The organism is Yersinia vastinensis (assembly GCF_902726565.1).
Classification (GTDB): Bacteria; Pseudomonadota; Gammaproteobacteria; order Enterobacterales; family Enterobacteriaceae; genus Yersinia; species Yersinia vastinensis.
Genome location: NZ_CACVAF010000009.1, coordinates 1 through 24,451 on the forward strand (window position 1 = coordinate 1; position 24,451 = coordinate 24,451).

Consider the following 24,451-nt stretch of genomic DNA (forward strand, 5'->3'; position numbering starts at 1 on the left):
TCGTTAGCTCAGTTGGTAGAGCAGTTGACTTTTAATCAATTGGTCGCAGGTTCGAATCCCGCACGACCCACCATTATATCAAGTACCTCTGAACATCCCCCAAGCTCAGAAATCACAGACTACCCGATGCGTGTGGGTGAGACCCTGCGTTCAGGTTCGAGCCGAGCGAAGCGAGACAGCAACGCGCGAGCGTTGACCCGAAGGGCGAGTCCGCAGGACGAGTCATCCCGCACGACCCACCATTTATCAAGTACCTCAGCACATCCCCAAGCTCAGAAATCACAGACTACCCGATGCGTGTGGGTGAGACCCTGCGTTCAGGTTCGAGCCGAGGATGCGAGACAGCAACGCGCGAGCGTTGACCCGAAGGGCGAGTCCGCAGGACGAGTCATCCCGCACGACCTATTATTATGCTTTCAGTTAACATTCCTTCTCAGATTTGTCCGCTTCAATAATCCTTTCTTCTTGTTCTGAATATAAACCCTATAATCTTCTAATATCTCTCTTGTCATTCCGTTTTTTAGCTGAGTTTTAACTCTATTAAACATTTTTGCCATTATCAGACGAATTCTGGCGACTTTTTGCTAAATATTGAGTATTTTGTTTAGGATAAAAAACAAACCAACTTTACTGGCAGCCTAAGGCATACCGTGGCTCCAGAATAACTGGCAATTAGAGACGTGAGCGATGAGCGAAATTTTTGATGTGAATGCGGCTATTTATCCTTTCCCTCCGCGACCAGTCCCGTTGGATGTGGATCAAAAAGCCTTTTACCGTGAGAAAATCAAAACACTGTTGAAGCAACGTGATGCCGTGCTGGTCGCTCACTACTATACTGACCCCGAAATTCAAGCATTGGCCGAAGAGACTGGCGGCTGTGTCGCTGACTCCCTTGAAATGGCGCGATTTGGTAACAACCACCCCGCATCGACGCTGCTGGTTGCTGGTGTGCGCTTTATGGGAGAAACCGCCAAAATACTGAATCCAGAGAAACAAGTATTGATGCCAACGCTCAATGCCGAATGCTCATTGGATTTAGGTTGCCCAGTGGATGAGTTTGCTGCTTTTTGCGATAGCCACCCAGATCGTACTGTCGTGGTCTACGCCAATACGTCGGCAGCAGTCAAAGCCAGAGCGGATTGGGTGGTCACCTCCAGTATTGCGGTTGAGCTGATTGAACATCTTGATAGCTTGGGCGAGAAAATAATTTGGGCGCCAGATCGCCACCTTGGCAGCTATGTACAGAAGAAGAGTGGTGCGGATGTGTTGTGCTGGCAAGGGGCTTGTATTGTCCATGACGAGTTTAAAACCCAAGCACTGGCCCGGATGAAAGCATTACACCCAGATGCTGCCGTATTGGTTCACCCGGAATCACCGCAGGCGGTTGTTGATATGGCTGATGCCGTTGGTTCAACCAGCCAACTGATTCAGGCTGCCAAAACGCTGCCGCAGAAAAAACTGATTGTAGCCACCGATCGGGGCATTTTTTATAAGATGCAGCAAGCTTGCCCTGATAAAGAATTATTTGAAGCACCCACGGCCGGTGAAGGGGCGACATGTCGAAGTTGCGCTCATTGCCCGTGGATGGCGATGAATGGCCTTAAGGCCATTGCTGAGGGGCTAGAACAGGGTGGAGTGATGCATGAGATACATGTTGATGAAGAATTGCGTCAGCAGGCGCTGATCCCCCTAAATCGCATGTTGGATTTTGCCAACCAGCTTAAATTGCAGATCAAAGGCAACGCTTGAGCGGTAAATGGCACGTAGCGACCTAATATTTATTCTCTCTTGAAAAGGACTGGCAGATGGATTTCTTCAGTACAAGCAACATATTGGTGCATATTCCTCTGGGGGCAGGGGGCTATGACCTTTCATGGATAGAGGCTATAGGGACACTGTTCGGGTTATTGTGCATCTGGTTTGCCAGCAAAGAGAAGATTATCAACTACCTGTTTGGTTTGATTAACGTGACCTTATTTGCGGTTATTTTTTTCCAAATCCAACTTTATGCCAGCTTGCTATTACAGTTGTTCTTCTTCGTGGCCAATATTTACGGTTGGTACGCTTGGAGCAAACAAACTCCCGATAACCAAATTGAATTGAAAATTCGGTGGTTGTCTTTGCCTAAAGCATTGGCATGGGGGGCGGTTAGCGTGGCCGGTATCGCCTTAATGACTCTGCATATTGATACAGTATTTGCCTGGCTTACCCGTGTGGCGGTGACTGTAATGCAAAGCTTGGGAGCGACGGTACAAATGCCAGAGTTGCAACCCGATGCCTTCCCATTCTGGGACTCCACCATGATGGTGTTGTCAATTGTTGCGATGATCCTGATGACTCGTAAGTATGTGGAAAACTGGCTGATTTGGGTAGTCATTGATGTCATCAGTGTCGCTATTTTTGCTTATCAGGGTGTTTATGCCATGGCGCTGGAATACGTATTACTGACGTTGATTGCCCTGAATGGTTCTTGGCTATGGATTAAGAGTGCGGCTCGAAATCATTCGCGCCCGCTGTCTACCCAAGGTCATTAATAACTCAGTTAAATAGCTTTTGATTGGAAACCGGAGTCAGGGGCGATTCTGTGGATAATTCGCAACAGAGCCTCCCCGCCTCCCCTGATGGTGCCCGTTATTTATTAGTGATGGTGATGATGGTGCTCTCCGGCACTGCTAGCCTGATTGATACCACAGTCCGGTGCGTTACAGTGCTGATATTCCATCTGAACAGTGGCATGACCAATGTTGTAATGGTGTAGTAGGTGGTGCTGAATACGTTGCAATAACTCATCATTATCTCGCGGTGGAATGACTTGCACGTGCAGAGTCATTACCCGCTGGTCACCCACTTGCCATAAGTGTACGTGATGGGCATCGCGTACTTCATATATATTGGTGCATAAATCTTTGCGCAATTTCTCGATATCAATTTCCTGCGGTGCGCCTTCCAATAGTTCGTGGAAACTTTCTTTCAATAGCCGCCAGGCACTGCGCAGCACCAAGACCGAAACCAAAACAGATAAAATTGGGTCAATGGGGGTCCAACCGGTTGTCAGGATCACCACCGCGGCCACAATAGCCCCGACAGACCCCAATAAGTCACCTAGCACATGTAAGGCTGCAGCTCGCACATTGATATTCTTTTCTTCCTCTCCTCGATGAAGTATCCAGAAGCAGAAAATATTCGCGAATAACCCGATGACAGCGATGATTAACATCGGGATTCCCATGACTTCATGGGGAGAAAAAAAGCGTCGAATGGCTTCCCAAACAATCAATACCACAATCAGCAGTAATGCAGCCGCATTAACAAAAGCCGCCAGAGTGGTCAGGCGTAAATAGCCAAAAGTGTGGCGAGAGTCTGGTTTTCTCTGCGAAAAATGTACGGCCATTAATGCGATAAATAGTGCAGCAGAATCCGTCAGCATATGCCCAGCATCCGCCAACAGTGCCAATGAGCCAGATAACCAACCTCCAATGGCTTCTGCCACCATAAAAACAGTGGTGACGGCGAAAGCGATTAGCAAGCGCTTACTGTTGCTGTCTTGCGGAAAAAATGATGATGCAGCCATATTTATCCTTGTAACCCGAAATGTGAGCGCAGAACCTGAACTGTCTGTCTATGTTAACCCTGATAGGATTTCATTCAATAATTGATCCACATTATAGATTGATGCTTAGGTTGCTGTTTATCTGCGCTGAACCCCCAATGCAATAAAGTAGATTTACAGCGGTCAATTCACCAGCTAGATTGGTTGAGATATACGTTGTGCGATGATCGTCACAAGACTTAATGGAAGAGCTATGAATTACCTGAATGATGACCTACGGATTAATGAAATTAAGGAACTCCTGCCACCTGTTGCTCTGTTAGAGAAGTTCCCCGCCAGTAACAATGCAGCAGAAACCGTCGCCAAGGCCCGAACCGCCATCCACAAAATTTTGCGAGCTCAGGATGATCGTTTGCTGGTGGTGATTGGTCCATGTTCGATTCACGACACTCAGGCGGCCAAAGAGTATGCCACTCGTTTGCTGAAATTACGTGAAGAACTAAATGGTGAGCTTGAAGTGGTAATGCGGGTTTATTTTGAAAAACCGCGCACGACAGTAGGTTGGAAAGGTCTGATTAACGATCCGCACATGGATGGCAGCTACGACATCAATGATGGTCTGCGTATTGCACGTAAGTTGCTATTGGACATTAATGACAGCGGCTTACCGGCTGCGGGTGAATTCTTGGATATGATTACCCCGCAATATTTGGCTGACCTGATGAGCTGGGGAGCGATTGGCGCACGAACGACAGAATCTCAGGTTCACCGTGAGCTGGCTTCTGGTTTATCTTGCCCGGTTGGTTTTAAAAATGGTACTGATGGCACAATCAAAGTGGCTATCGATGCAATTAATGCAGCCAGCGCGCCACACTGTTTCCTGTCGGTGACCAAATGGGGCCACTCTGCGATTGTCAACACGGCGGGTAATGATGATTGCCATATTATTCTGCGTGGCGGTAAAGAGCCGAATTACAGCAGTGAGCATGTTGCAGCAGTCAAAGATGGGCTAAGTAAAGCAGGTCTGGACCCGCAAATCATGATTGATTTCAGTCATGCTAACAGCAGCAAACAATTCCAAAAGCAGATGGAAGTCGGCACCGATGTTTGCCGCCAGATTGCTCAGGGCGAAAAATCCATTATGGGCGTGATGATTGAAAGCCATTTGGTGGAAGGCAATCAGAATCTGGAAAGTGGCGAACCACTGACTTACGGCCAGAGTGTCACCGATGCTTGTATTGGCTGGGAAGATACTGAAGTGCTGTTACGTCAGTTGTCGAACGCGGTGAAAGCGCGTCGCCAATAAGTTATCGAGCTTGTCATGTTGAACAGGCGGATAACTAAAAACCCCCGACATCAGCTATGTTCGGGGGTTTTTTAATGGTGCTAATCAGGTGTAATTACTTGGCCTTACCCTGATTGGCAACCGCTGCTGCTTTTGCAGCGATTTCATCAGCATCGCCCAGATAGTAGTGTTTGACCGGTTTGAAGTTTTCATCAAACTCATACACCAATGGCACGCCAGTTGGGATGTTCAGTTCAAGAATAGCTTCTTCGCTAATGTCATCCAGATATTTTACCAGGGCACGCAGAGAGTTACCGTGGGCTGCGATAATCACACGCTCACCGCTCTTAATGCGAGGTAAAATCACCTCGTTCCAGTAAGGAACAACACGATCAATGGTCAGAGCCAGGCTTTCAGTCGTTGGCAGCTCGGCATCAGTCAATTTTGCATAGCGTGGGTCATGGCCAGGGAAACGCTCATCGCTTTTATCCAGCGCTGGAGGGGTGACAGCAAAGCCACGACGCCACTGTTTCACTTGCTCATCACCGTATTTCGCCGCAGTTTCTGATTTATCCAGACCTTGCAAAGCACCATAATGACGCTCATTCAGTTTCCAGGATTTTTCAGTTGGTAGCCAAGCTTGATCCAACTCATCCAGAATGTTCCACAAGGTGTGGATTGCGCGTTTCAATACAGAGGTGTAAGCGAAATCAAAAGTGAAGCCTTCGTCTTTTAACAGCTTACCCGCTGCTTTTGCTTCAGTACGGCCTTTTTCTGACAAGTCAACATCATACCAACCGGTGAAGCGGTTTTCGTTGTTCCATTGACTTTCGCCGTGACGTACCAGAACCAGCTTTGTTACTGCCATAGTTCGAACTCCTCAGATAACTCATTTGTTCAATGATAATTATTATCATTATATTGCGTGATTGCCGCAGACATCAATCGTTTGTGTTTAACCATAGCCAATTTTTTACGTTAGCGTAAGACTGGAAGTCGAATCGATTCTGCAAAATCTGTAACTAATTAATATATGAGGGCTTATATGGGGTATTAAATACCCCATAGAGATGAAATGTGGATACTGTCTAGCGAGGTTTAAGCCGCTTTTTTCAGGCACGTGCTCATGAAGGTTTTTCGTTCATCACCTTTTAACGCTTTAGTTGCCGCTTCTGCGTTGCAGCTTTTCATTTTTTGCTGCTGCGGTGTCAGCGCCTTCTCATCCGGATGTACCTGCGCCTTTAGGCACTGACTCATAAATTTTTTCCGATCATCACCTTTCAGCGATTGAGTCGTCGCCTGCTGATTACAATCGGTCATTTTTTTCTGCTGAGCCGCCTGAGCGGGTGAGGGTGTTTTCGCGGTGTCTGCTGCCATCACATTGGCACTCAGCAACAATCCTGCTGAGAGCAGCCATAAGGTAGTTAGACGCATAGGAGTTCCTTTATTTAAGCTTTGTTTATATCAGCCAAATTGGAATCTGAAAGGCATGAATACGGCTGCCTGACAGATGCTTTTAAGCGTAGTCGGCAGCCGTAAATAAAAACAGTCACAGCGCGATAAAGTGGTAAACGGTGGTCGCGTGGTAGGTTTTCCCCGGTTTTAGCCAGCAATCGGGTTGTGGCCATTCAGGGTGATTGGGGCTATCGGGGAGAAATTCACTTTCTAGCGCGACGCCCGTGTAGCTGGCATAAGTTTCGCCATTACGCGAAGGCGTTCCGCCTAGGAAGTTGCCACTATACAGTTGTAATGCCGGGGCAGTGGTGTAAACGCTCATTTGGACTTGATTGTCAGATGACCATAAATGTGCTGCTGGGCTTTCTGTAGCACCACAAGTACGATGCAGCAGATAAGCATGGTCATAACCTTTAACACGCTGCTGGCAGCGGTCTTGTAAGAAATCGCGAGCCAGTGTTTTTGCCTGACGAAAATCCATACCGGTTTTTTCGACACTCTTAAGCCCATCGGTTGGAATACCGTCACTGTCGACTGGCAAATATTTGTCGGCAAACAATTGTAACCGGTGAGCACGGACATCGTGCCCCTCGCCATCAAGATTAAAATAGGCGTGATTCGTCAGATTTACCGGGCAGGTTTTGTCAACTTGGGCCTGATAGTGAATTTCCAGTCGATTATCTTCGGTCAATAGATATTGGACTTCGGCGGTCAACGTGCCGGGAAAACCCTGATCGCCATCGGGAGAGTGCAGTTGGTAGGTCACCTGCTTTTCATCCTGCTTCACTTTTTGCCAACGCCGGGCATGGAACCCTTCAGGGCCGCCATGCAGCTGGTGAACACCTTGATTGGGTATCAGATGAAGAATTTCCCCCTCTACCGTGATTTGCGCGTTAGCAATGCGGTTAGCGTAACGACCAACGGTAGCCCCGAGATAGGCTCCCTGATGCAGATAATCCGCGGGGGTTTGGCAGCCCAGCAGTAACTCGCGTTTTTCTCCCTCTTTAAGCGGTAATATTGCAGATAACCAAGTTGCGCCCCAATCCATCAGCGTCACACTCATACCTGCTTTATTATGTAGCTCGGTCAATTCAAAAGGGTGACCATCCGGTGCTAACTGGTCAACACTGCCTAATGATGCAGCGTCGTTTTTCAGCATAAACCCGCTCCTTGTGAAGCCTGACAGACGTAGAAAGTTTCTGTTCGGCCATCGCTGTACTTCGGATATTCCTGAGCCACGACAGCACGAACTTGCTCGACCAGTGACGTTGGCATCAGTGCAACAATACAGCCGCCAAAACCGCCACCTGTCATTCGAACCCCACCTTGCTCCCCAATCACCGATTTCACAATATCTACAAGACTGTCGATCGGCGGAACTGTGATCTCGAAATCATCACGCATTGAAATATGAGACTCGTGCATCAATTGCCCCATTAATTTCAAGTCCCCAGAAGCCAGTGCATCTGCCGCCGCCAACGTCCGTTCATTCTCGGTAATGACATGGCGAGCGCGTTTCGCTACCACAGGGTCCAACTCATCTTGAATGGAGAAAAACAGATTAGGATCAACATCACGTAGGGCTTTGACACCAAAGAAACGCGCCGCAGTTTCGCATTGCTGGCGGCGGGTGTTGTACTCGCTATCTACCAAGCCGCGTTTCACATTGGAATTAATTATCACCACTGCCACGTTTTCTGGCATCGGTACCGCGCGTGTTTCCAATGTTCTGCAATCGATAAGCAACGCACTATCTTGCTCACCCAGTGCTGAAATAAGTTGATCCATAATGCCGCAGTTACAGCCGACAAATTGGTTCTCGGCTTCTTGGCCATTTAGCGCCAGCTCCACACCATTGAGAGGAAGCTGATAGAGTGATTGTAATGCTTGGCCGACCGCCACTTCCAAGGAAGCTGAAGAACTCAGACCCGCGCCTTGTGGCACATTGCCACTGATAACCAAATCAGCACCGCCAAAATCGGCATGACGTAATTGCAAATGCTTCACCACACCGCGGACATAATCGGCCCAGCGATACTCTGGATGTGGAACAATGGGCATATCTAGCGAGAATATGTCTTGCTGATTTTCATAGTCAGCGGCAATCACACGAATCTGTCGATCAGCACGTGTGCCGCAACTGATAACGGTTTCGTAATCAATGGCACAGGGCAGCACAAAACCATCATTATAATCAGTATGTTCACCAATAAGATTGACGCGACCCGGCGCTTTAATGGTGATGTCAGGCTCATGACTAAACTGTTGGCGGAAAATAGCCTGGGTATGCTGTTTTAAACTCATTAGTTGACTCCTGCTTCTCGATAATGAACATCACTTACTGCCCGCAGGTGTTCAGCCGCCTGTTCTGCTGTAAGGTCTCGCTGGGTTTCAGCCAGCATTTCATAACCCACCATAAATTTCCGCACTGATGCCGAGCGCAGTAATGGTGGGTAAAAATGTGCGTGTAGTTGCCAATGTGTGTTGTCATTACCGTTATAAGGCGCGCCGTGCCATCCCATTGAGTAAGGGAATGAGCATGAGAATAAATTGTCGTAGCGGCTGGTCAGTTTTTTTAGCGCAATCGCCAAATCACTGCGCTGCGCATTCGATAATGCTTCTAATCGTAGGATATGGGCTTTCGGCAACAACAAGGTTTCAAATGGCCATGCCGCCCAGTAGGGCACCACCGCCAGCCAGTGCTCGGTTTCAACCACGGTTCGGCTACCGTCGCGGCACTCACGTTCAGCATAATCGAGCAACATAGGCGACTGATGTTGTTGAAAATATTGTTGCTGTAAGCGGTCCTCTCGTGCAGCTTCATTTGGCAGGAAACTATTCGCCCAAATTTGCCCATGAGGATGCGGATTAGAGCACCCCATTGCCGCCCCTTTATTCTCAAACACTTGTACCCACGGATACACTTTACCCAGCTCGGCACCCTGTTGCTGCCAGGTTTGGATAACGTGTTCCAACGCTGGTAAGGTCAGTTGCGGTAAGGTTTTGCTGTGATCCGGAGAGAAGCAAATAACTCGGCTGGTACCGCGCGCACTTTGGCTGCGCATCAGTGGATCATCACTTTGCGGTGCATCAGGCGTGTCAGGCATCAATGCAGCAAAGTCATTGGTAAACACATAGGTTGACGAGTAGTCGGGATTCACATCACCAGTCACCCGTGTATTGCCGGGGCATAAGAAGCAATCAGGGTCATGCGCCGGTAGGCTCTCGGTGGCCGGGGCTTCTTGCTGGCCTTGCCAAGGGCGTTTGGCTCGATGAGGCGAGACCAGGACCCACTGGTCACTTAACGGATTGTATCTGCGATGTGGATGATCCACAGGGTTAAAATCAGTCATGAAAATACCTTAATCGGGATAGCCCTGAGGATTATTGGATTGCCAGCGCCAGGTATCTGCCGCCATGTCATTAAGTGTGCGGCTGACGCGCCAGCCTAATTGCTCTGCTGCCTTAATTGGGTCTGCCCAGTAAGCTGGAAGGTCACCCTCACGGCGTGGGGCAAAATAGTAGGCCAGTGGCTTACCACAAGCTTTACTGAAGGCTTCAACCACTTGTAAAACACTGTGACCGACACCAGCACCAAGATTGAAAATATGTACGCCGGGCTGGTTGTGCAGTTTTTTCATCGCGGCAACGTGGCCGTCAGCCAAGTCAACCACATGAATATAATCACGCACCCCGGTGCCATCGGGGGTGGGGTAATCATTACCGAAAATGGCTAATGATTCACGACGACCCACAGCGACCTGCGCGATGAATGGCATCAAGTTATTGGGGATGCCCTGTGGATCTTCCCCCATCAGTCCTGACGGGTGTGCACCAACCGGGTTGAAGTAACGTAAAATAGTCATATTCCATTGAGGATCAGCTAGTTGCACATCTCGCAAAATTTGCTCAACCATCAATTTACTCTGGCCATATGGGCTGGATGGCGTGCCCGTAGGGAAGCTTTCTTTATACGGGATTTGTGGTTGATCACCATAGACTGTAGCCGAAGAGCTGAAGATAAAGTTTTTGACCTGTGCGGCGCGCATGGCCTCCAGTAAGACTAAGGTGCCATAAACATTATTATTGTAATATTCCAAAGGCTTACTGACAGATTCACCCACAGCTTTTAGGCCAGCAAAATGAATGACTGCATGAATAGGATGGGCGGCAAATATTTTGTCGAGTAGCGCGCGATCACGGACGTCACCCTGATAAAGTTCAGGTGTGTAGCCAGTCAAATGGTTGATTCGGGCTAATACGCTGGATTTGCTGTTGCAAAGGTTGTCGAGGATAACCGGCTTGTAGCCCGCTTCAATCAATTGCACACAAGTATGGCTACCTATGTAACCGCTACCACCTGTTACCAGAACGTACATAAAAGACTCCTCGAATGACTATCGTCTATAAAAGATAGCACGCCATTATCTGAGAAAAGGTGATCTACGCTCAATAATGGAATCGCTTACATTTAAATTTTTCTCAGCTTCATATCTGTGGGAGCATAAATACAGGGGAATGAATAAGAATAGGCAAAAAAATGAAGAAATCTCAGGTATGGCAAAGATAACTGAGGTGGTAGCGTTCTCATCCATCAATTTAGCAGGAATGTCCTCCCCCCCTTCGTCCTTGGCGCTACAGCGTTGTTAGCTGCTCTCACACCCCCGAATCACTGACGTGGGTCAGCTCATCGGGATGCGTTCGTTTATCGGCTACCAACAATATCAATGGCTTTGAGGATAGGCAGTCATTAAAAATTAATGCGCCACATACAACGGATAGGTAAAGAACAGCAGGTGCATCAAATTCAGGCCGAAATGGAAGGCGACCGCCACCCACAAACGACCACTCCACAGCCATGCAAGACCATAAATTATCCCAGCCAGCGCGGCAAACACCATCAGCAGTGGGCCGCCAGCAATATGTGCGGCACCAAAAAGCAGGGCAGTGAGCAGCAGAGCTGGGTAATTGCCAAGGCATTGGCTTAGGCGTTGTTGCAAATAACCACGGAATAGCGCCTCTTCAGCTAAACAGACAAAGAAGACATTTGCGATAACAAAAGAGCCAATCCATGCCGGGGTATGCATCTCAATTTTCAAGCCACCTAAGGCGACAGCCAGCAGCAGTAAAGCCGGTACGCTGACAATCAACCCCACCCAACCCAGCCGACTAATAGATAGATGCTTCTTGGCGACAAATAAGGTGGGTAAGCAGGCGAGCAAGATAAAGGGGATGAGCGCCTTATCCAGATTGTAGTACATGCTAAAGGTGGCACTAAGTGGCCCCACGTCCACTTTATCCAATACTTTCAGGTTGTTGAAACCGGGGATGAGATGCAGGAACAGAGCAATGGAGGCGAATACCAAGAGCAATTCCAGCCCAACAGCCAGCCATTTTCGCTGACGATATTTTTGCAGCAGCAGTGCAACCACCAGCGTGAACAGTAAAAACGCCGCTGACGGTAATGTGAGAACACCGTGATAAAGCGCAATTGATAAGGAAAGCGCCAAGAGAAACAGGGAGAGTACCCGGTTAATTGATAAGAAAAGCAGCGATGCAGCAAGTATGCCCCACATAAATCATCCTTTTACTATTAAGTCCATATTCTGAGTCAGATAGTAGCATAGGTTAATGTGAATAAACGCTGCGTCACTTGGGTGCTACTCTCATTATTTCTCAGGATAATATAATGAGATGTCAGTTTTAATCATGTTTAGCAGGATAATTTCTCTTGCGTGTAGCGATAAATTTCGCCATCAGCAACAAAAGTTAGACGATGAGTAATACATTGTGGTGCGTCTTCTGCGTGGTGAGAAACGAACAGTAATTGAGTGTCGCCTTCGCCGATCATCACATCAATAAAACGGCGTACTAATAAACGGTTAAGTGGATCTAAACCTTGCAAAGGCTCATCAAGAATCAATAGCGCGGGGTGTTTTACCAGCGCTCTGGCGATCAGTGCCAGCCTTTGCTGGCCCCAGGATAAACTATGGAAAGGCTGATTAGCGGCATCAGCAGAGAATCCAAGTAATGCGAGCCATTGATCTGCAAGCTGTTGTTGGCGATCAGAGACGGCCTGATAAATCCCAATTGAATCGAAAAATCCGGACAAAATCACGGTGCGCAAATTAGAGCTGACGCGATAATCCAAATGCAGGCTGCTGCTGACATAACCTATATGACGTTTGATGTCCCAGATGGTTTCACCACTTCCTCTACGGCGACCAAACAGCGTTAAATCATTGCTATAACCTTGCGGGTGATCGCCAGTAATCAGGCTAAGTAAAGTTGATTTACCCGCCCCATTCTGGCCGATAATCTGCCAGTGTTCACCGGGGTTAACTTGCCAGCTCAGATTGTGCAGGATGGGGCGATCGTTGTACTCAACTACGCCATTTCGCAGAGTAATCAATGGTTTGTCTTGTGGTAAACGGGCCTGCTGTTGCGGGTTTTCTGTTTCCGGCAGTGATAAACCATCAAGATTTTCACTGTGTGCCAATTGAGCAATCAGGGCTTCGGAAAGAACTTGCTGGCGTGGACCGGTGTGGCTCAGATGGCAATCCGCTAGCACGCCAACATGCTGTACAAAATCAGGAATATCATCAAAACGATTGAGGACTAAAACCAGTGTGACGCCTTGAGCAGAAAGCGTCGATAACATTTCTGCCAACTGAGCACGTGCAGAAACATCCAGACCATCAAATGGCTCATCCAGAATCAACAGGTCGGGCTGTGGCATTAATGCCCGACATAACAATGTCTTGCGTGTTTCACCGGTAGAAAGGTATTTAAAACGGCGTGGCAGTAAGTGGCTGATGCCAAACTGTGCTGCCAGGTTCTGGCACCGCAGTGGGTTGCTCACTTCTTCCTGAATAATTTCGGCGGTAGTGCGGCCGGTATCATCTTCATCAGCGCTGAGTAAATCGGTGTTATTACGCTGCCACTCTTCACTTATCAACTGTTGAAGTTGCTCGAATGACAGTCGCACAATATGGATGAAATTGCTCTGACGGCTACCGTTAAGGAGGGTCAGTTCCCCAGATAATGCTTTAGCGAGTGCAGATTTTCCGCTGCCGTTGGCCCCGACAAACGCCCAGCTATCTCCCGACAAAACCTGTAGTGCTGGCAGGGTGAGTATCCGTGTGTCACTCAGGCGAAAACAACCTTGCGATATTTGCAACTCAGACATTATCTTTTCCATAATCTGCAACACAATAAGGTGTTAGGGATATGCGGAAAGGGCAAAAATGTCAACAGGTAATAGGTTGCTAACAGTTAATAACTTTACTAAATAAATTAGCAAAGTGTTGCGATAATGACGCGATCTGAATTGAATTGTGCAATAACATTACTGCCAACTCGTAAATTCAGTTTATGCAGCTCGCTATTGTTTTGTGTCGAACAAAGCGTGGCTCCCCCTGTCAGTGTCACAATAACTTCGCTGTGCTCATTACCCGGTTCAATACTGGTGACAGTGCCTGGCAATGAGTTATCCGCGGCACCTGCCAATGCTTGATCAGTGACCAGTTTTATCCAGGGTGCCTTAATCAGAGCTAATACTTCTTTGCCTGTCGAAAGTTGCAGCCGATCGGCACTCTGCTGGGTCAGGGCCGCAGATAAGCGGGTTTTGCCATCAGCCAGTAGAATATTGACGTGTTGCTGAACTTGCTGATGGTCGCGCTCAATCACTGTGCCGAAAAATTGATTACGGGCGCTGGTTTGCAGTGAGAAACGGGAAATTGCGGCCAGTAAACTATCCAATGGCATTGAATCGTCTTTTAGGGTGTCGAAGGCTTTTTGCTGAATTTTCGCCAGTAAATCATAAAGCTGAATAAGGCGTTCGCCATAGCGGGTCAGCGAAGCACCGCCACCGCCTTTGCCGCCAGTTGCCCGCTCGACCAGTATCTCTTCTGCCAATATATTCATTTCATTAATGGCATCCCAAGCACTTTTATAGCTAATGCCTGCCAGTTTCGCCCCCTGACTGATAGAGCCAGTATTCTTTATTTGTTTCAGAAGTGAAATACGGCGAGGGTCGGCAAACAGTCGCTGCTGAAGTTTTAGAGTGAGTAAGATTTCGGCCTGCATGTTTTTTGCTCCAGCGGGAAACGGTTAGTGTGACTCGACAGTCGGTGTATATCCAATGAACGCCATGTATGTAGGGTAGTGGCTCAAACCGCACGTTTGGCAGGTTACATTTTTTTATTGTTGGTTAGAATAACTCGATTCATTCACTGTCTGTATAATTTACAGTGAATACATATTGGTTATTGTGATAACGTGAGTTATCGCTCTATTGTCGTCATTTGAGAGGCTGGCATGTTAGAACTATTGAAAAGTCTGCTCTTTGCTGTGGTCATGGTTCCGGTAGTGATGGCAGTGATTCTGGGTATGATCTACGGGCTGGGTGAAGTGTTTAACATCATTTCTAAGACCGGTCACGGGAAAGAACGCTCTTAATGAATCTTTCTTGCGGAAAGTCACATTAAGTAGAGTGGTTGCATCTGATTTCTGAATGCCTGGCGTGTAAACGCTGGGCATTTTCGTTTTTGTCTTTTGTTTCATTTCACTGCGCGATTCCGATAACTCAAGAAAGCTCACATCTTGCCGATAAACTGCATGACCTGCCTATGATGTTACGTTATATTTCCAAGTATATAGCGATTTCATTAACGCGGAGAACAACATGAAGAATCAATACGGAAAAGTGGGCAAGTGGGTAGCTGGTGCAACGTTGCTGGCCGCTTTTTCTAGCCCGAGCATGGCAGATGACAATATTACGGTTTTTGCTGCGGCCTCACTGACCAATGCACTACAAGATATTGCCGCGCAGTATAAAAAAGAGAAGCAAGTGGATGTTGTTTCTTCTTTTGCCTCATCTTCAACACTGGCACGTCAGATAGAGCAGGGCGCGCCGGCAGATCTGTTTATCTCTGCTGACCAGCAATGGATGGACTATGCGATTGATAAACAGCAAATAGTGACTAATACGCGCTATACCTTACTAGGTAATGAGTTAGTATTGATTGCGCCGCTAGACAGCAAAATAACTAAAGTTGAGATTGATAAAAAAACCGACTGGAAGAAATTGCTTGATGGTGGTCGTCTGGCTGTCGGCGATCCTGACCATGTTCCTGCGGGGATTTATGCTAAAGAGGCTCTGGAGTATTTAGGTGCTTGGGAAACGTTAGCACCGGTAATGGCGCGTGCTGATAACGTACGTAATGCTATGACTCTGGTTGAGCGGGCTGAAGCACCGCTGGGTATTGTTTATGGTTCAGATGCGGTAGCCAGTAAGAAAGTTAAGGTTGTTGGGATGTTCCCGGAAGCGAGTCACAAACCGGTTGAATACCCAATGGCAATTGTTAAGGGCCACGAAAATCCGACCGTTACTGCTTTTTATGATTATCTGAAAACCCCAGCCGCGGCGGCTATTTTCAAAAATTATGGATTTACCCCACGCTAATGATTTTGAGCGAGTATGAGTGGCAGGCTATTATTCTTAGCCTGAAAGTTTCTGGTGTCGCGGTGGTGTGGAGTCTGCCATTAGGTATCCTAATGGCATGGATTCTGGTGCGCTGTCGCTTCCCCGGTAAGTCGTTGTTAGACAGTATTATTCACCTGCCGTTAGTGCTGCCCCCTGTGGTCATTGGTTATCTATTACTGGTGAGTATGGGCCGGCGTGGTTTTATTGGTGAATGGCTGTATAGCTGGTTTGGTATTAACTTCAGTTTCAGTTGGCGCGGTGCGGCGCTGGCTTCGGCGGTGGTTGCTTTTCCGCTGATGGTCAGGGCTATTCGTTTGGCTCTGGAGGCGGTTGATACTCGTCTGGAACTTGCGGCGCGCACATTAGGTGCGAACCCGTGGCGAGTTTTTTTCACCATTACGCTACCACTTTCTTTGCCTGGCGTGATTGCCGGCACTGTTTTGTCTTTTGCTCGTTCACTGGGGGAGTTTGGCGCGACTATCACGTTTGTGTCGAATATTCCCGGTGAAACCCGCACTATTCCTCTAGCGATGTATACCCTGATTCAAACACCAGGAGCAGAAGCCGCAGCGGGGCGTCTGTGCATTATTGCCATCATTCTTTCATTGGTTTCTTTGCTGCTGTCTGAATGGTTGGCCCGCTGGGGCAAAAAACGCATGGGGGCGCCATGCTAGAGTTGGATTTCAGTCAACAATTGGGAGCGTTGCATTTGCACGTCTCCACAACGCTACCGGCGCAAGGCATTACCGCTATTTTTGGTTTATCGGGTGCAGGCAAGACCTCGCTTATTAATGTTATTGGGGGGTTGACCCGTCCACAACAAGGCAAAGTCGTGCTAAATGGCCGAGTGCTGGTGGATGCCGAGCGGCAGATTTATCTGCCACCGGAAAAACGGCGGGTGGGCTATGTGTTTCAAGATGCCCGTCTGTTCCCTCATTACAGCGTGATTGGCAATTTGCAGTACGGTATGAACCCGTCAATGCGCGGGCAGTTTGAGACTATTGTGGGGTTGCTGGGGATAGAGCCGCTGTTAAAGCGTTTTCCACTGACGCTTTCCGGTGGTGAGAAACAGCGAGTGGCCATTGGCCGTGCGCTGTTGACTGCGCCGGAGCTGTTGCTGATGGATGAACCATTAGCCTCACTGGATTTACCGCGTAAGCGCGAACTGCTGCCTTATTTGGAGCGGCTGGGGAAAGACGTCAATACGCCTATTTTGTACGTCAGCCATAGTATGGATGAAATCTTGCGTTTGGCTGATCAAGTCGTGGTGATGGATGCCGGTAAAGTTCGTGCTGTCGGTGGGTTGGAAGAGGTATGGGCCAGTAGTGCACTGCGTCCGTGGCTGCAACGGGAGGAACCGAGCAGCATATTGCGGGTGAATGTGATTGGTCACCATGATCGCTATGCAATGACGGCGCTGGCCTTAGGTGATCAGCGTTTGTGGGTTGGCAAGCTGGATGCGCAGGAGGAAGACTCAATGCGTATCCGCATTAATGCGGCGGATGTTTCATTGGTATTGCAGCCGCCGCAAAACAGCAGTATCCGCAATATCTTGCCGGTGAAAATAGCCGAGTGCCTTGAAGTTGATGGGCAAATTGATGTCAAATTGGCTATTGGCGAGCAATGGTTATGGGCGCGGATTACACCATGGGCGCGGGATGAGTTAGGGCTGAAACCAGGCCAGTGGGTCTATGCGCAGATAAAAAGCGTATCGTTTAATCGCAAGAACTAACCGCGGCCTCCGATTATCAACAAAGCAAAAAAGCGCCCTTAATAGAGGCGCGTTTTATTTATTGCTAGCATCGTTACAACGCAATAATGATGGGGATCAAGCCAAAATATGTTGATGGATAACCGCGGCAATCCCGGGCTGTTCATTATCGGCAATCACCAAATCGGCCCGCTGCTTGATAGCATCGGCGCTATTACCCATAGCCACCCCTAAACCTGCACTTTCTAGCATACTGAGGTCGTTAAAGTTATCACCAAACGCGACCACATCCTTCATGCTCAGACCTTGAGACTCTACCCATTGTTGCAAGCGGTGACCTTTACTGTTCCCCACTTGTGCAATATCCACCTGATCATGCCATGACCACTCGCAAGCCAGCCCCATTTCGTCTTCAACCATGGTGGCAAATGCTTTTAGCTGATTGATATCAGCATGGGAGGTGGCAAATTTCCAGATAGCGTTGGCACTATGGGCTGCATCGAACAGGCTATCGACATGGAGGAGTGTCGGGCGTTGTGCCGGAGGTAATGACTCTGCCCAATTTAGGGAGCGAACAACATGCCCGTTAGTGTGCTGATACAGCATCGCATCATCTACGTACATCAGCCCATGGATATGAGTTTGTTCTAGTAACTGTAAGACTTGAACTGCCTGCTGAGGCCGTAATGGATTGGAATCCAAAACTTTTTTAGCATGATAATCATAAATATAGGTGCCATTACAACAAATCGCCGGCGTATCTATCTCTAATGCTTGATAAAACGGGTGAATCGCTACATGGTGGCGGCCAGTGACCACCACAACTTTCACGCCCTCAGCGCGTGCTTGCGCTAATGCGGATAAGGATTCCGGCAGAATACGTTTCTTACTGTCTAACAGTGTCCCGTCCAAATCCAATGCAATTATACGGTATGTCATAGCAGCCCTAATTCTAAGTATGAGAATAATATGTCCGTGCAGTATTTTCTGATAATACACCGGATAGGGGGCTGATTAAACCAGAGTGAGGTGAGTGAGCATGATTTACCCATGACAATCCAGAAAACAGATAATGTCATTGTCTTCATACTCATATAATACTAATGGGGGTTAAAATGTTATTTTCTCCCGTAAAAATCATAAATAACCCACTCAAGTGGTAGGTTAGCTTTTAAATGATCTTAATCAAATAATCTTCATATTTATTATTTTTCATCATTCGCCTTATTAGGTCAATTGATTGAATTTAAATTAAATATTTTAGTGTGCATTTCCTTGTAGGAATATTCACACATTGCAGGGTCTTTCTTCCTAAATTATTGAGTGATACGGACATGGTATATTTTACTCAGAATTTATCTATTTAAAAATATATCTCTTCAAGCTTTTTATAAAAAAATAGACGTGATTCTAATAAAAATAAAGTGTTGATGAAAATGGCAAGTTTTCAATTTTTTGATTTTTGTACGGACCAACCAGGACATTAATATGAATATTTCCCCGGCTAAAATTTTCGAAAAGAAAAGAATTGCTATTGTTGTTTCATTGGCTATGGGTCTGTTGACCGCTCAAAGTTATGCTGGGTGTAATTTAACGATATGCACTGATACGACATTCTGGGACGGTATCTATGGTGACAATTATTCTATTACCAATACATTTGATTTAGTCTCAAGCCCAACGAATGCGGTTGTTGGATTGTATAAAAATCAGGCCGGGGAGATGAAGTTTGGTCATAATCTGTTTATCAGTGTCTCGGGTAACAAAGCTGATGCAATACAAATAAAATCAGGTGCGCCAGCGAATAATCCGGCCATCATTACTATTGGTGATAATGCTATCATTTCAGCATTAGGGGCTTCTGGGGATGGTATTAATGCGGGAAATAACACGGGGTCAAGTCTCATTACACTTGGCAGTGATGCCGTAATATCTGCTAAATATGGAATTGGTGTCCGTGCCAACCTCACCAATACCGCCGGGCAGTACAATAATATTGTCCTGGGCGATAGAGCTCGTATTACGACCGAAGGCTCGGGGGCAAATCTTGTCGACGGTCTGGGCTACGGAGTCTATGCCGGTAACCGTGAAATGGGGGATTCGGGGCAAACAGGGTCTGCCAGTGTGACGCTCGGTAAGGAGAGTCGCATTACCACCTCAGGCAGCGCTGCGGATGGGGTTTTTGCCAATAAAAGAGGTGTCGTCAATTTAGGTGATGGCACTACGGTGATGACGACGGGTAATAATGCGAATGGCTTAAAAGCCGCAGTGGGGCTTTATACCAATACTAATGGCGGCATTATCAATATATTAGGTGGTTTAACCATTAATGTGAGTGGCACTAATTCAAATGCCATTTATGCGACAGGCGTAGGTTCAGAAATAAAGTCTTATAATGCGGATAATAATCTCTCTACTACCGGTATTTTCCATATTGATGGCAACGTGTTGGCAGAGAAAAGTGGTTTAATTGACTTGAGACTTGCTGATGGTTCTGTTTTTAATGGGGTCACCAAAAGTCTTGCTAGCACTAGTAGCAATGATGGAGTGATTAATTTGGCCATCAATGGCGACTCCAGTATCTGGAATATGTCCGGTGATTCAAATTTAACCTCGTTGAATTTATCTAACGGTGCCATTGTTAATTATCTTGATAATAGTTCGACGTTCAAAACGCTGACCGTTACCGGGAATTATCACAGTGACGGAGGGTATATCTATTTTAATACCGCACTCAATGATGATACTTCAGAGACGGATAAGCTCTTAGTCGAGGGCAACACCTCCGGAACCACTTACGTCGTGGTGAGAAATGCTGGAGGGTTAGGTAATGAAACATTGGAGGGTATTGAGCTGATTCGGGTTAATGGTGATTCCGAGGGGGAATTTATCCAGTCGGGGCGTATTGTCGCTGGTGCTTACGATTACAGTCTGAATCGCGGACATGATAGCAGTGTAGACCGAACTCAAAACGGTAATAGCAACCACTGGTATTTGACCAATGCCTCTACGCCGATCATTACGCCGATCGATCCGCCTGAGATTATTGACCCAGTTGACCCAGTTGACCCAGTTGACCCGGTTGACCCGGTTGACCCGGTTGACCCGGTTGACCCGGTTGACCCGGTTGACCCGGTTGACCCAGTAGACCCAGTAGACCCAGTAGACCCAGTAGACCCAGTAGACCCAGTAGACCCAGTTGATCCGGTTAACCCAGTAGACCCTGTTAACCCAGTTGACCCCGTCGACCCAACCGCTCCCTCTGAGGTTCATCCCGGTCAAAAACAGAAAATTGAGCGCCCAGAAGCCAGTGGTTACTCCGCCAATCTGGCGGCAGCAAATAATATGTTTGTCATGCGCTTGCATGATCGTTTAGGCGAAACTCAATATATTGATGCATTAACAGGCGAACGGAAAGTAACCAGTATGTGGATGCGCAATGCTGGGGGGCATACTCGTGTTAGGGACAGTGATGACCAATTGGGCACCCAGAGCAATCGCTATGTGTTGCAGCTAGGAGGCGATATTGCTCAGTGGAGCACTAATAATTTAAATCGTTTCCACTTGGGTGTCATGGCTGGCTACGGTAATAGTAAAAGTCGCAGCGAATCTCGCTTATCCGGATACAGTGCCCGTTCTTCAGTCGATGGCTATAGCCTTGGCATGTATGGCACGTGGTATGCCAATGAAGCCGACAAGTCAGGTTTATATGTGGACAGTTGGGCGCAATACAGTTGGTTTAATAACCGGGTTGAAGGACAGAGTCTGGCGGCAGAAAGTTATAAATCTCGTGGTGTGACGGCCTCTGTTGAGACCGGCTATACCTTTAAGGTCGGCGAAAGTCTAAATAGTAGCTACTTTATACAGCCTAAAGCTCAAGCCGTCTGGATGGGGGTGAAAGCGGACTCTCATAAAGAAGATAACGGTACTCACGTTTCAGGTGTGGGAGATGGCAATATCCAAACCCGCCTTGGGGTGAAAGCTTTTATGCACGGTTATAGTCAGCAAGATAAAGATAATGATCGGGTATTCCAACCATTTGTTGAAGCCAATTGGATTCACAATACTAAAGATTTTGGCACAATAATGGACAATGTCACCGTTAAGCAAACCGGTACAGCTAATATTGCTGAGTTGAAATTGGGTGTTGAGGGCCAGGTTAATAAGCGGCTCAACCTTTGGGGTAATATTGGTCAGCAGTTAGGGAATAAAGGCTACAGCGACACCAGCGCAATGCTGGGTGTGAAATACAACTTCTGATTACTTTCATTTAAGGGAGCAATAGTAACAATTGCTCCCTTTTTATACTGATTTCTCCCTCTCTTGCCTTATCGTTCCCTCAAATATTAATCAAAAAGTAGGATAAGTTTGAGCCACAGAGTGGCGGACTGTTGTTATGTCTGTTCAGTCAGGTAAGCTAGGCTAAAATGATGAGTTAATGAAAAAACATTTGGCTAAGGAGTAAAGATGAAGCAAGTGGTTTACGTGGCAAGCCCAGACAGTCAGCAGATTCACGTCTGGCAATTAGATTCCGCCGGTGAATTAACCTTACTGCAAACAGTCGAGGTGCCGGGTCAGGTACAGCCAATGACAATCAACCCGAACCAGCGTCATCTCTATGTTGGGGTGCGCCCTGATTTCGGTATTGTCAGCTACAATATTAGCGATGAGGGGACGTTGACCGCAGCCGGTATGGCGCCACTTCCTGGTAGCCCGACACATATTGGTACGGATTTGCAAGGCCGCTTCTTGTTCTCTGCTTCTTATAGTTTCAACTGCGTGAGCATCAGCCCTATTGATGAACATGGCGTGGTGCAGGCACCTATTCAGCAATTAGACGGCTTACCTGCGCCTCATTCGGCAAATATTGACCCAACTAATCAGATTCTGTTGGTGCCTTGTCTGAAAGAAGACAAAGTGCGGCTATTTGATTTGAGTGTTGATGGCAAACTGGCCCCACATGCACAAACAGATATCACTGTTGCTACCGGAGCGGGTCCACGTCATATGGATTTCCATCCAAATCATCACGTTGCATACTGTGTCAATGAACTGAATAGCTCGGTTGATGTTTATCAGATCAGTAATAACGGGCAGGAATATCAGTTAATTCAAACTGTGAATGCGATGCCAACTGACTTTACCGATACCTGCTGGGCGGCTGATATCCATATCACCCCAAATGGTCGCCATTTATATATCAGTGACCGTACAGCCAGCTTGCTCAGCATTTTCAGTGTCTCTGACGATGGGCGTGAAATTTCGTTGGTGGGGCATCATCCGACAGAAGCACAACCGCGCGGTTTCAATATCGACCACAGCGGTCATTTCCTGATCTCCTCCGGGCAAAAATCTGATCATATTGCCGTGTACCGAATCGATCAGAACAGTGGCCAACTGACAACCTTAGGCCGTTATCCGGTAGGTAAAGGCCCAATGTGGGTAAGTATCCTGGCGCGATAGGCTATTTTACTTGTCATTTTGAATTTGGGCAGTGCCTGTCGTCCTCACGTATTCTGTGTAGATTCCGGTTACTGTGCGCTGCCCGCATTCCGACTGACATCGACAATTACACCTATTAAATTATGTTATTAGCGCTTATTTACTGCGTCAGCTACAGCATCTGTGAGCTGGGTTAGCGCCTCTGGCGAGATAATATAAGGTGGCATCAGGTAAATTAGCTTACCGAAAGGCCGTATCCACACCCCACGTTCGACAAAACTGCGTTGCAAGCGAGCAACATTAACCGCTTCTTTCATTTCAACAACCCCAATGGCCCCCAGCACCCGTACATCTGCGACGTTTTGGCGCTCTACTAGTGGGAGTAATGCCTGTTTTAATTGGTTTTCTATCGACATAACCTGCTGCTGCCAGTGATTTTCAGCCAACAAATTCAGGCTAGCGGAGGCAACAGCACAAGCCAGTGGGTTGGCCATAAATGTCGGCCCATGCATAAAGCAGCCAGCCTCACCGTTACTGATAATTTCAGCCACCTTACGGGTAGTCAGTGTGGCGGATAACGTCAGATATCCCCCCGTAAGCGCCTTACCCAAACAGAGAATATCCGGCACGATTTGCGCATGCTCACAGGCAAATAATTTACCGGTACGGCCAAAACCCGTGGCAATTTCATCGGCAATCAACAAAATATTGTGTTGATTGCACAATGCTCGTACCTCGCGTAAATAATCAGGGTGATAGATACGCATCCCACCGGCACCTTGCACCACTGGCTCCAGAATTACTGCAGCAATCTCATGGGCGTGTTTACCTAGCATCGCGGCAAAATCTGTGATGTCTTCAGGATCCCACGGCTGATCAAATCGGCATTGTGGGGCCGTGGCAAACAGATTTTCTGCCAGATAACCCTGATACAAGCTGTGCATGGAATTTTGAGGATCACAAACCGACATTGCGCCGAAAGTATCGCCATGGTAACCATGGCGTAGTGTCAAAATTCGCTGCCGCCGTTCCCCTTTCGCCTGCCAATATTGCAACGCCATTTTTAGTGCCACTTCCACCGCGACTGAACCAGAATCGGCTAAAAACACACATTCCAGCTCTGTCGGGGTCATATCGACTAATTGCCGACACACTTTGACCGCCGGTGGATGGGTAATTCCGCCAAACATAACATGCGACATCTCATCTAACTGCTGATGTGCAGCATGATTTAGTGCCGGATGATTATAGCCATGAATAGCTGCCCACCATGACGACATGCCATCAATCAGGCGTCGACCATCAGCCAACTGCAACTCAACGCCTTCGGCTGCCACAACGGGATAGCAGGGGAGCGGGTCGGTCATTGAAGTGTAGGGATGCCAGATATGGCGTTGGTCGAAGGCTAGGTCAGAAGGTGTCATGGGGATTTGTTGTAAACCAAATTGATGCAAGAATGGTTGACAGTATATCGAGTTTATTTACACTGGCGACACTTTTTTCTCTTCCTTGGAGAAGCTG

Annotated in this window: 21 protein-coding genes and 2 other RNA genes; 11 read left to right on the forward strand and 12 right to left on the reverse strand. The window is 47.6% G+C overall.

All coding sequences use genetic code 11. From position 1 onward, the window contains the following. Positions 1-116 precede the first annotated feature (116 nt). The 4 genes from HUZ92_RS14445 (at position 117) to pnuC (ending at position 2,534) form a co-directional block, all read left to right on the forward strand. Positions 117-242: non-coding RNA, RtT sRNA (locus HUZ92_RS14445), on the forward strand. A gap of 41 nt (positions 243-283) precedes the next feature. Beyond that, positions 284-408, forward strand: a non-coding RNA gene (locus HUZ92_RS14450) — RtT sRNA. Between the two features lie 279 nt (positions 409-687). Further along, positions 688-1,749, forward strand: coding sequence for a quinolinate synthase NadA (gene nadA / locus HUZ92_RS14455; protein WP_050098863.1), 1,062 nt, complete (start codon positions 688-690; stop codon positions 1,747-1,749). Positions 1,750-1,805: 56 nt separating this feature from the next. Then, positions 1,806-2,534: a nicotinamide riboside transporter PnuC gene (pnuC, locus tag HUZ92_RS14460; protein WP_050141038.1), complete on the forward strand. Its 729-nt coding sequence runs from the start codon at positions 1,806-1,808 to the stop codon at positions 2,532-2,534. Positions 2,535-2,638: 104 nt separating this feature from the next. Here the strand turns inward: pnuC and zitB are convergent, their stop codons facing one another. Continuing rightward, on the reverse strand, positions 2,639-3,571 hold the full coding sequence (zitB, locus tag HUZ92_RS14465; protein ID WP_050098861.1) for a CDF family zinc transporter ZitB: 933 nt from the start codon (positions 3,569-3,571) through the stop codon (positions 2,639-2,641). Between the two features lie 232 nt (positions 3,572-3,803). Here zitB and aroG point away from each other — a divergent pair, with 232 nt between their 5' ends. Further along, positions 3,804-4,856 (forward strand): 3-deoxy-7-phosphoheptulonate synthase AroG, encoded by a 1,053-nt coding sequence (gene aroG, locus HUZ92_RS14470; RefSeq protein WP_050141037.1) that lies wholly within the window; start codon positions 3,804-3,806, stop codon positions 4,854-4,856. Between the two features lie 94 nt (positions 4,857-4,950). Here the strand turns inward: aroG and gpmA are convergent, their stop codons facing one another. The 9 genes from gpmA to modE all read right to left on the reverse strand — a co-directional run bounded on the left by gpmA (position 4,951) and on the right by modE (position 14,378). Beyond that, positions 4,951-5,703, reverse strand: a complete 753-nt coding sequence (gene gpmA / locus HUZ92_RS14475) for a 2,3-diphosphoglycerate-dependent phosphoglycerate mutase (RefSeq protein WP_050098859.1) — start codon at positions 5,701-5,703, stop codon at positions 4,951-4,953. A 230-nt stretch (positions 5,704-5,933) separates the two neighbouring features. After that, positions 5,934-6,269: a PsiF family protein gene (locus HUZ92_RS14480; protein WP_050098858.1), complete on the reverse strand. Its 336-nt coding sequence runs from the start codon at positions 6,267-6,269 to the stop codon at positions 5,934-5,936. Positions 6,270-6,384: 115 nt separating this feature from the next. Next, positions 6,385-7,449, reverse strand: a complete 1,065-nt coding sequence (gene galM, locus HUZ92_RS14485) for a galactose-1-epimerase (RefSeq protein ID WP_145579904.1) — start codon at positions 7,447-7,449, stop codon at positions 6,385-6,387. After that, a complete protein-coding gene (gene galK, locus HUZ92_RS14490) occupies positions 7,443-8,594 on the reverse strand; it encodes a galactokinase (protein ID WP_050098856.1) in 1,152 nt (383 codons plus the stop codon). Before galK ends, galM begins: the two co-directional genes overlap by 7 nt. Continuing rightward, a complete protein-coding gene (gene galT / locus HUZ92_RS14495) occupies positions 8,594-9,643 on the reverse strand; it encodes a galactose-1-phosphate uridylyltransferase (RefSeq protein ID WP_050295438.1) in 1,050 nt (349 codons plus the stop codon). The genes galK and galT overlap by 1 nt, the downstream gene beginning before the upstream one ends. 9 nt (positions 9,644-9,652) lie before the next feature. After that, positions 9,653-10,669 (reverse strand): UDP-glucose 4-epimerase GalE, encoded by a 1,017-nt coding sequence (gene galE, locus HUZ92_RS14500; protein WP_050141032.1) that lies wholly within the window; start codon positions 10,667-10,669, stop codon positions 9,653-9,655. A 378-nt stretch (positions 10,670-11,047) separates the two neighbouring features. Continuing rightward, the gene (locus HUZ92_RS14505; RefSeq protein ID WP_145579903.1) at positions 11,048-11,866 is read right to left on the reverse strand and encodes a CPBP family intramembrane glutamic endopeptidase; all 819 of its coding nucleotides are present in this window, start codon (positions 11,864-11,866) and stop codon (positions 11,048-11,050) included. Positions 11,867-12,003: 137 nt separating this feature from the next. Beyond that, positions 12,004-13,479 (reverse strand): molybdate ABC transporter ATP-binding protein ModF, encoded by a 1,476-nt coding sequence (modF, locus tag HUZ92_RS14510; protein ID WP_145579902.1) that lies wholly within the window; start codon positions 13,477-13,479, stop codon positions 12,004-12,006. Between the two features lie 107 nt (positions 13,480-13,586). Then, on the reverse strand, positions 13,587-14,378 hold the full coding sequence (gene modE / locus HUZ92_RS14515) for a molybdenum-dependent transcriptional regulator (protein WP_050098851.1): 792 nt from the start codon (positions 14,376-14,378) through the stop codon (positions 13,587-13,589). A 231-nt stretch (positions 14,379-14,609) separates the two neighbouring features. Here modE and HUZ92_RS14520 point away from each other — a divergent pair, with 231 nt between their 5' ends. From HUZ92_RS14520 to modC, 4 genes are all read left to right on the forward strand, one after another. After that, complete coding sequence (locus HUZ92_RS14520) at positions 14,610-14,750, forward strand: AcrZ family multidrug efflux pump-associated protein (RefSeq protein ID WP_050098850.1); 141 nt, start codon at positions 14,610-14,612, stop codon at positions 14,748-14,750. A 226-nt stretch (positions 14,751-14,976) separates the two neighbouring features. Further along, positions 14,977-15,756, forward strand: a complete 780-nt coding sequence (gene modA, locus HUZ92_RS14525) for a molybdate ABC transporter substrate-binding protein (protein ID WP_050098849.1) — start codon at positions 14,977-14,979, stop codon at positions 15,754-15,756. Continuing rightward, positions 15,756-16,451, forward strand: coding sequence for a molybdate ABC transporter permease subunit (gene modB, locus HUZ92_RS14530; RefSeq protein ID WP_050098848.1), 696 nt, complete (start codon positions 15,756-15,758; stop codon positions 16,449-16,451). The genes modA and modB overlap by 1 nt, the downstream gene beginning before the upstream one ends. Next, positions 16,445-17,509: a molybdenum ABC transporter ATP-binding protein ModC gene (gene modC / locus HUZ92_RS14535; protein ID WP_050098846.1), complete on the forward strand. Its 1,065-nt coding sequence runs from the start codon at positions 16,445-16,447 to the stop codon at positions 17,507-17,509. The genes modB and modC overlap by 7 nt, the downstream gene beginning before the upstream one ends. A gap of 96 nt (positions 17,510-17,605) precedes the next feature. Here modC and HUZ92_RS14540 read toward each other — a convergent pair whose 3' ends face one another. Beyond that, the gene (locus HUZ92_RS14540; protein WP_050098844.1) at positions 17,606-18,427 is read right to left on the reverse strand and encodes a pyridoxal phosphatase; all 822 of its coding nucleotides are present in this window, start codon (positions 18,425-18,427) and stop codon (positions 17,606-17,608) included. Positions 18,428-19,039: 612 nt separating this feature from the next. Between HUZ92_RS14540 and HUZ92_RS20985 the strand changes: the two genes are divergently transcribed. Together HUZ92_RS20985 and pgl are read left to right on the forward strand one after the other, a co-directional pair. Beyond that, positions 19,040-21,748: an autotransporter outer membrane beta-barrel domain-containing protein gene (locus HUZ92_RS20985; protein WP_145579908.1), complete on the forward strand. Its 2,709-nt coding sequence runs from the start codon at positions 19,040-19,042 to the stop codon at positions 21,746-21,748. 207 nt (positions 21,749-21,955) lie between these two features. Further along, the gene (gene pgl, locus HUZ92_RS14550) at positions 21,956-22,951 is read left to right on the forward strand and encodes a 6-phosphogluconolactonase (RefSeq protein ID WP_128451730.1); all 996 of its coding nucleotides are present in this window, start codon (positions 21,956-21,958) and stop codon (positions 22,949-22,951) included. A gap of 128 nt (positions 22,952-23,079) precedes the next feature. Here pgl and bioA read toward each other — a convergent pair whose 3' ends face one another. Then, the gene (gene bioA, locus HUZ92_RS14555; RefSeq protein ID WP_050141024.1) at positions 23,080-24,354 is read right to left on the reverse strand and encodes an adenosylmethionine--8-amino-7-oxononanoate transaminase; all 1,275 of its coding nucleotides are present in this window, start codon (positions 24,352-24,354) and stop codon (positions 23,080-23,082) included. Between the last annotated feature and the right edge of the window lie 97 nt (positions 24,355-24,451).

Coding starts and splice junctions, on each gene's coding strand:
- nadA (WP_050098863.1), top strand. CDS start 688: ATGAGCGAAATTTTTGATGTGAATGCGGCTATTTATCCTTTCCCTCCG.
- pnuC (WP_050141038.1), top strand. CDS start 1,806: ATGGATTTCTTCAGTACAAGCAACATATTGGTGCATATTCCTCTGGGG.
- zitB (WP_050098861.1), bottom strand. CDS start 3,571: ATGGCTGCATCATCATTTTTTCCGCAAGACAGCAACAGTAAGCGCTTG.
- aroG (WP_050141037.1), top strand. CDS start 3,804: ATGAATTACCTGAATGATGACCTACGGATTAATGAAATTAAGGAACTC.
- gpmA (WP_050098859.1), bottom strand. CDS start 5,703: ATGGCAGTAACAAAGCTGGTTCTGGTACGTCACGGCGAAAGTCAATGG.
- HUZ92_RS14480 (WP_050098858.1), bottom strand. CDS start 6,269: ATGCGTCTAACTACCTTATGGCTGCTCTCAGCAGGATTGTTGCTGAGT.
- galM (WP_145579904.1), bottom strand. CDS start 7,449: ATGCTGAAAAACGACGCTGCATCATTAGGCAGTGTTGACCAGTTAGCA.
- galK (WP_050098856.1), bottom strand. CDS start 8,594: ATGAGTTTAAAACAGCATACCCAGGCTATTTTCCGCCAACAGTTTAGT.
- galT (WP_050295438.1), bottom strand. CDS start 9,643: ATGACTGATTTTAACCCTGTGGATCATCCACATCGCAGATACAATCCG.
- galE (WP_050141032.1), bottom strand. CDS start 10,669: ATGTACGTTCTGGTAACAGGTGGTAGCGGTTACATAGGTAGCCATACT.
- HUZ92_RS14505 (WP_145579903.1), bottom strand. CDS start 11,866: ATGTGGGGCATACTTGCTGCATCGCTGCTTTTCTTATCAATTAACCGG.
- modF (WP_145579902.1), bottom strand. CDS start 13,479: ATGTCTGAGTTGCAAATATCGCAAGGTTGTTTTCGCCTGAGTGACACA.
- modE (WP_050098851.1), bottom strand. CDS start 14,378: ATGCAGGCCGAAATCTTACTCACTCTAAAACTTCAGCAGCGACTGTTT.
- HUZ92_RS14520 (WP_050098850.1), top strand. CDS start 14,610: ATGTTAGAACTATTGAAAAGTCTGCTCTTTGCTGTGGTCATGGTTCCG.
- modA (WP_050098849.1), top strand. CDS start 14,977: ATGAAGAATCAATACGGAAAAGTGGGCAAGTGGGTAGCTGGTGCAACG.
- modB (WP_050098848.1), top strand. CDS start 15,756: ATGATTTTGAGCGAGTATGAGTGGCAGGCTATTATTCTTAGCCTGAAA.
- modC (WP_050098846.1), top strand. CDS start 16,445: ATGCTAGAGTTGGATTTCAGTCAACAATTGGGAGCGTTGCATTTGCAC.
- HUZ92_RS14540 (WP_050098844.1), bottom strand. CDS start 18,427: ATGACATACCGTATAATTGCATTGGATTTGGACGGGACACTGTTAGAC.
- HUZ92_RS20985 (WP_145579908.1), top strand. CDS start 19,040: ATGGGTCTGTTGACCGCTCAAAGTTATGCTGGGTGTAATTTAACGATA.
- pgl (WP_128451730.1), top strand. CDS start 21,956: ATGAAGCAAGTGGTTTACGTGGCAAGCCCAGACAGTCAGCAGATTCAC.
- bioA (WP_050141024.1), bottom strand. CDS start 24,354: ATGACACCTTCTGACCTAGCCTTCGACCAACGCCATATCTGGCATCCC.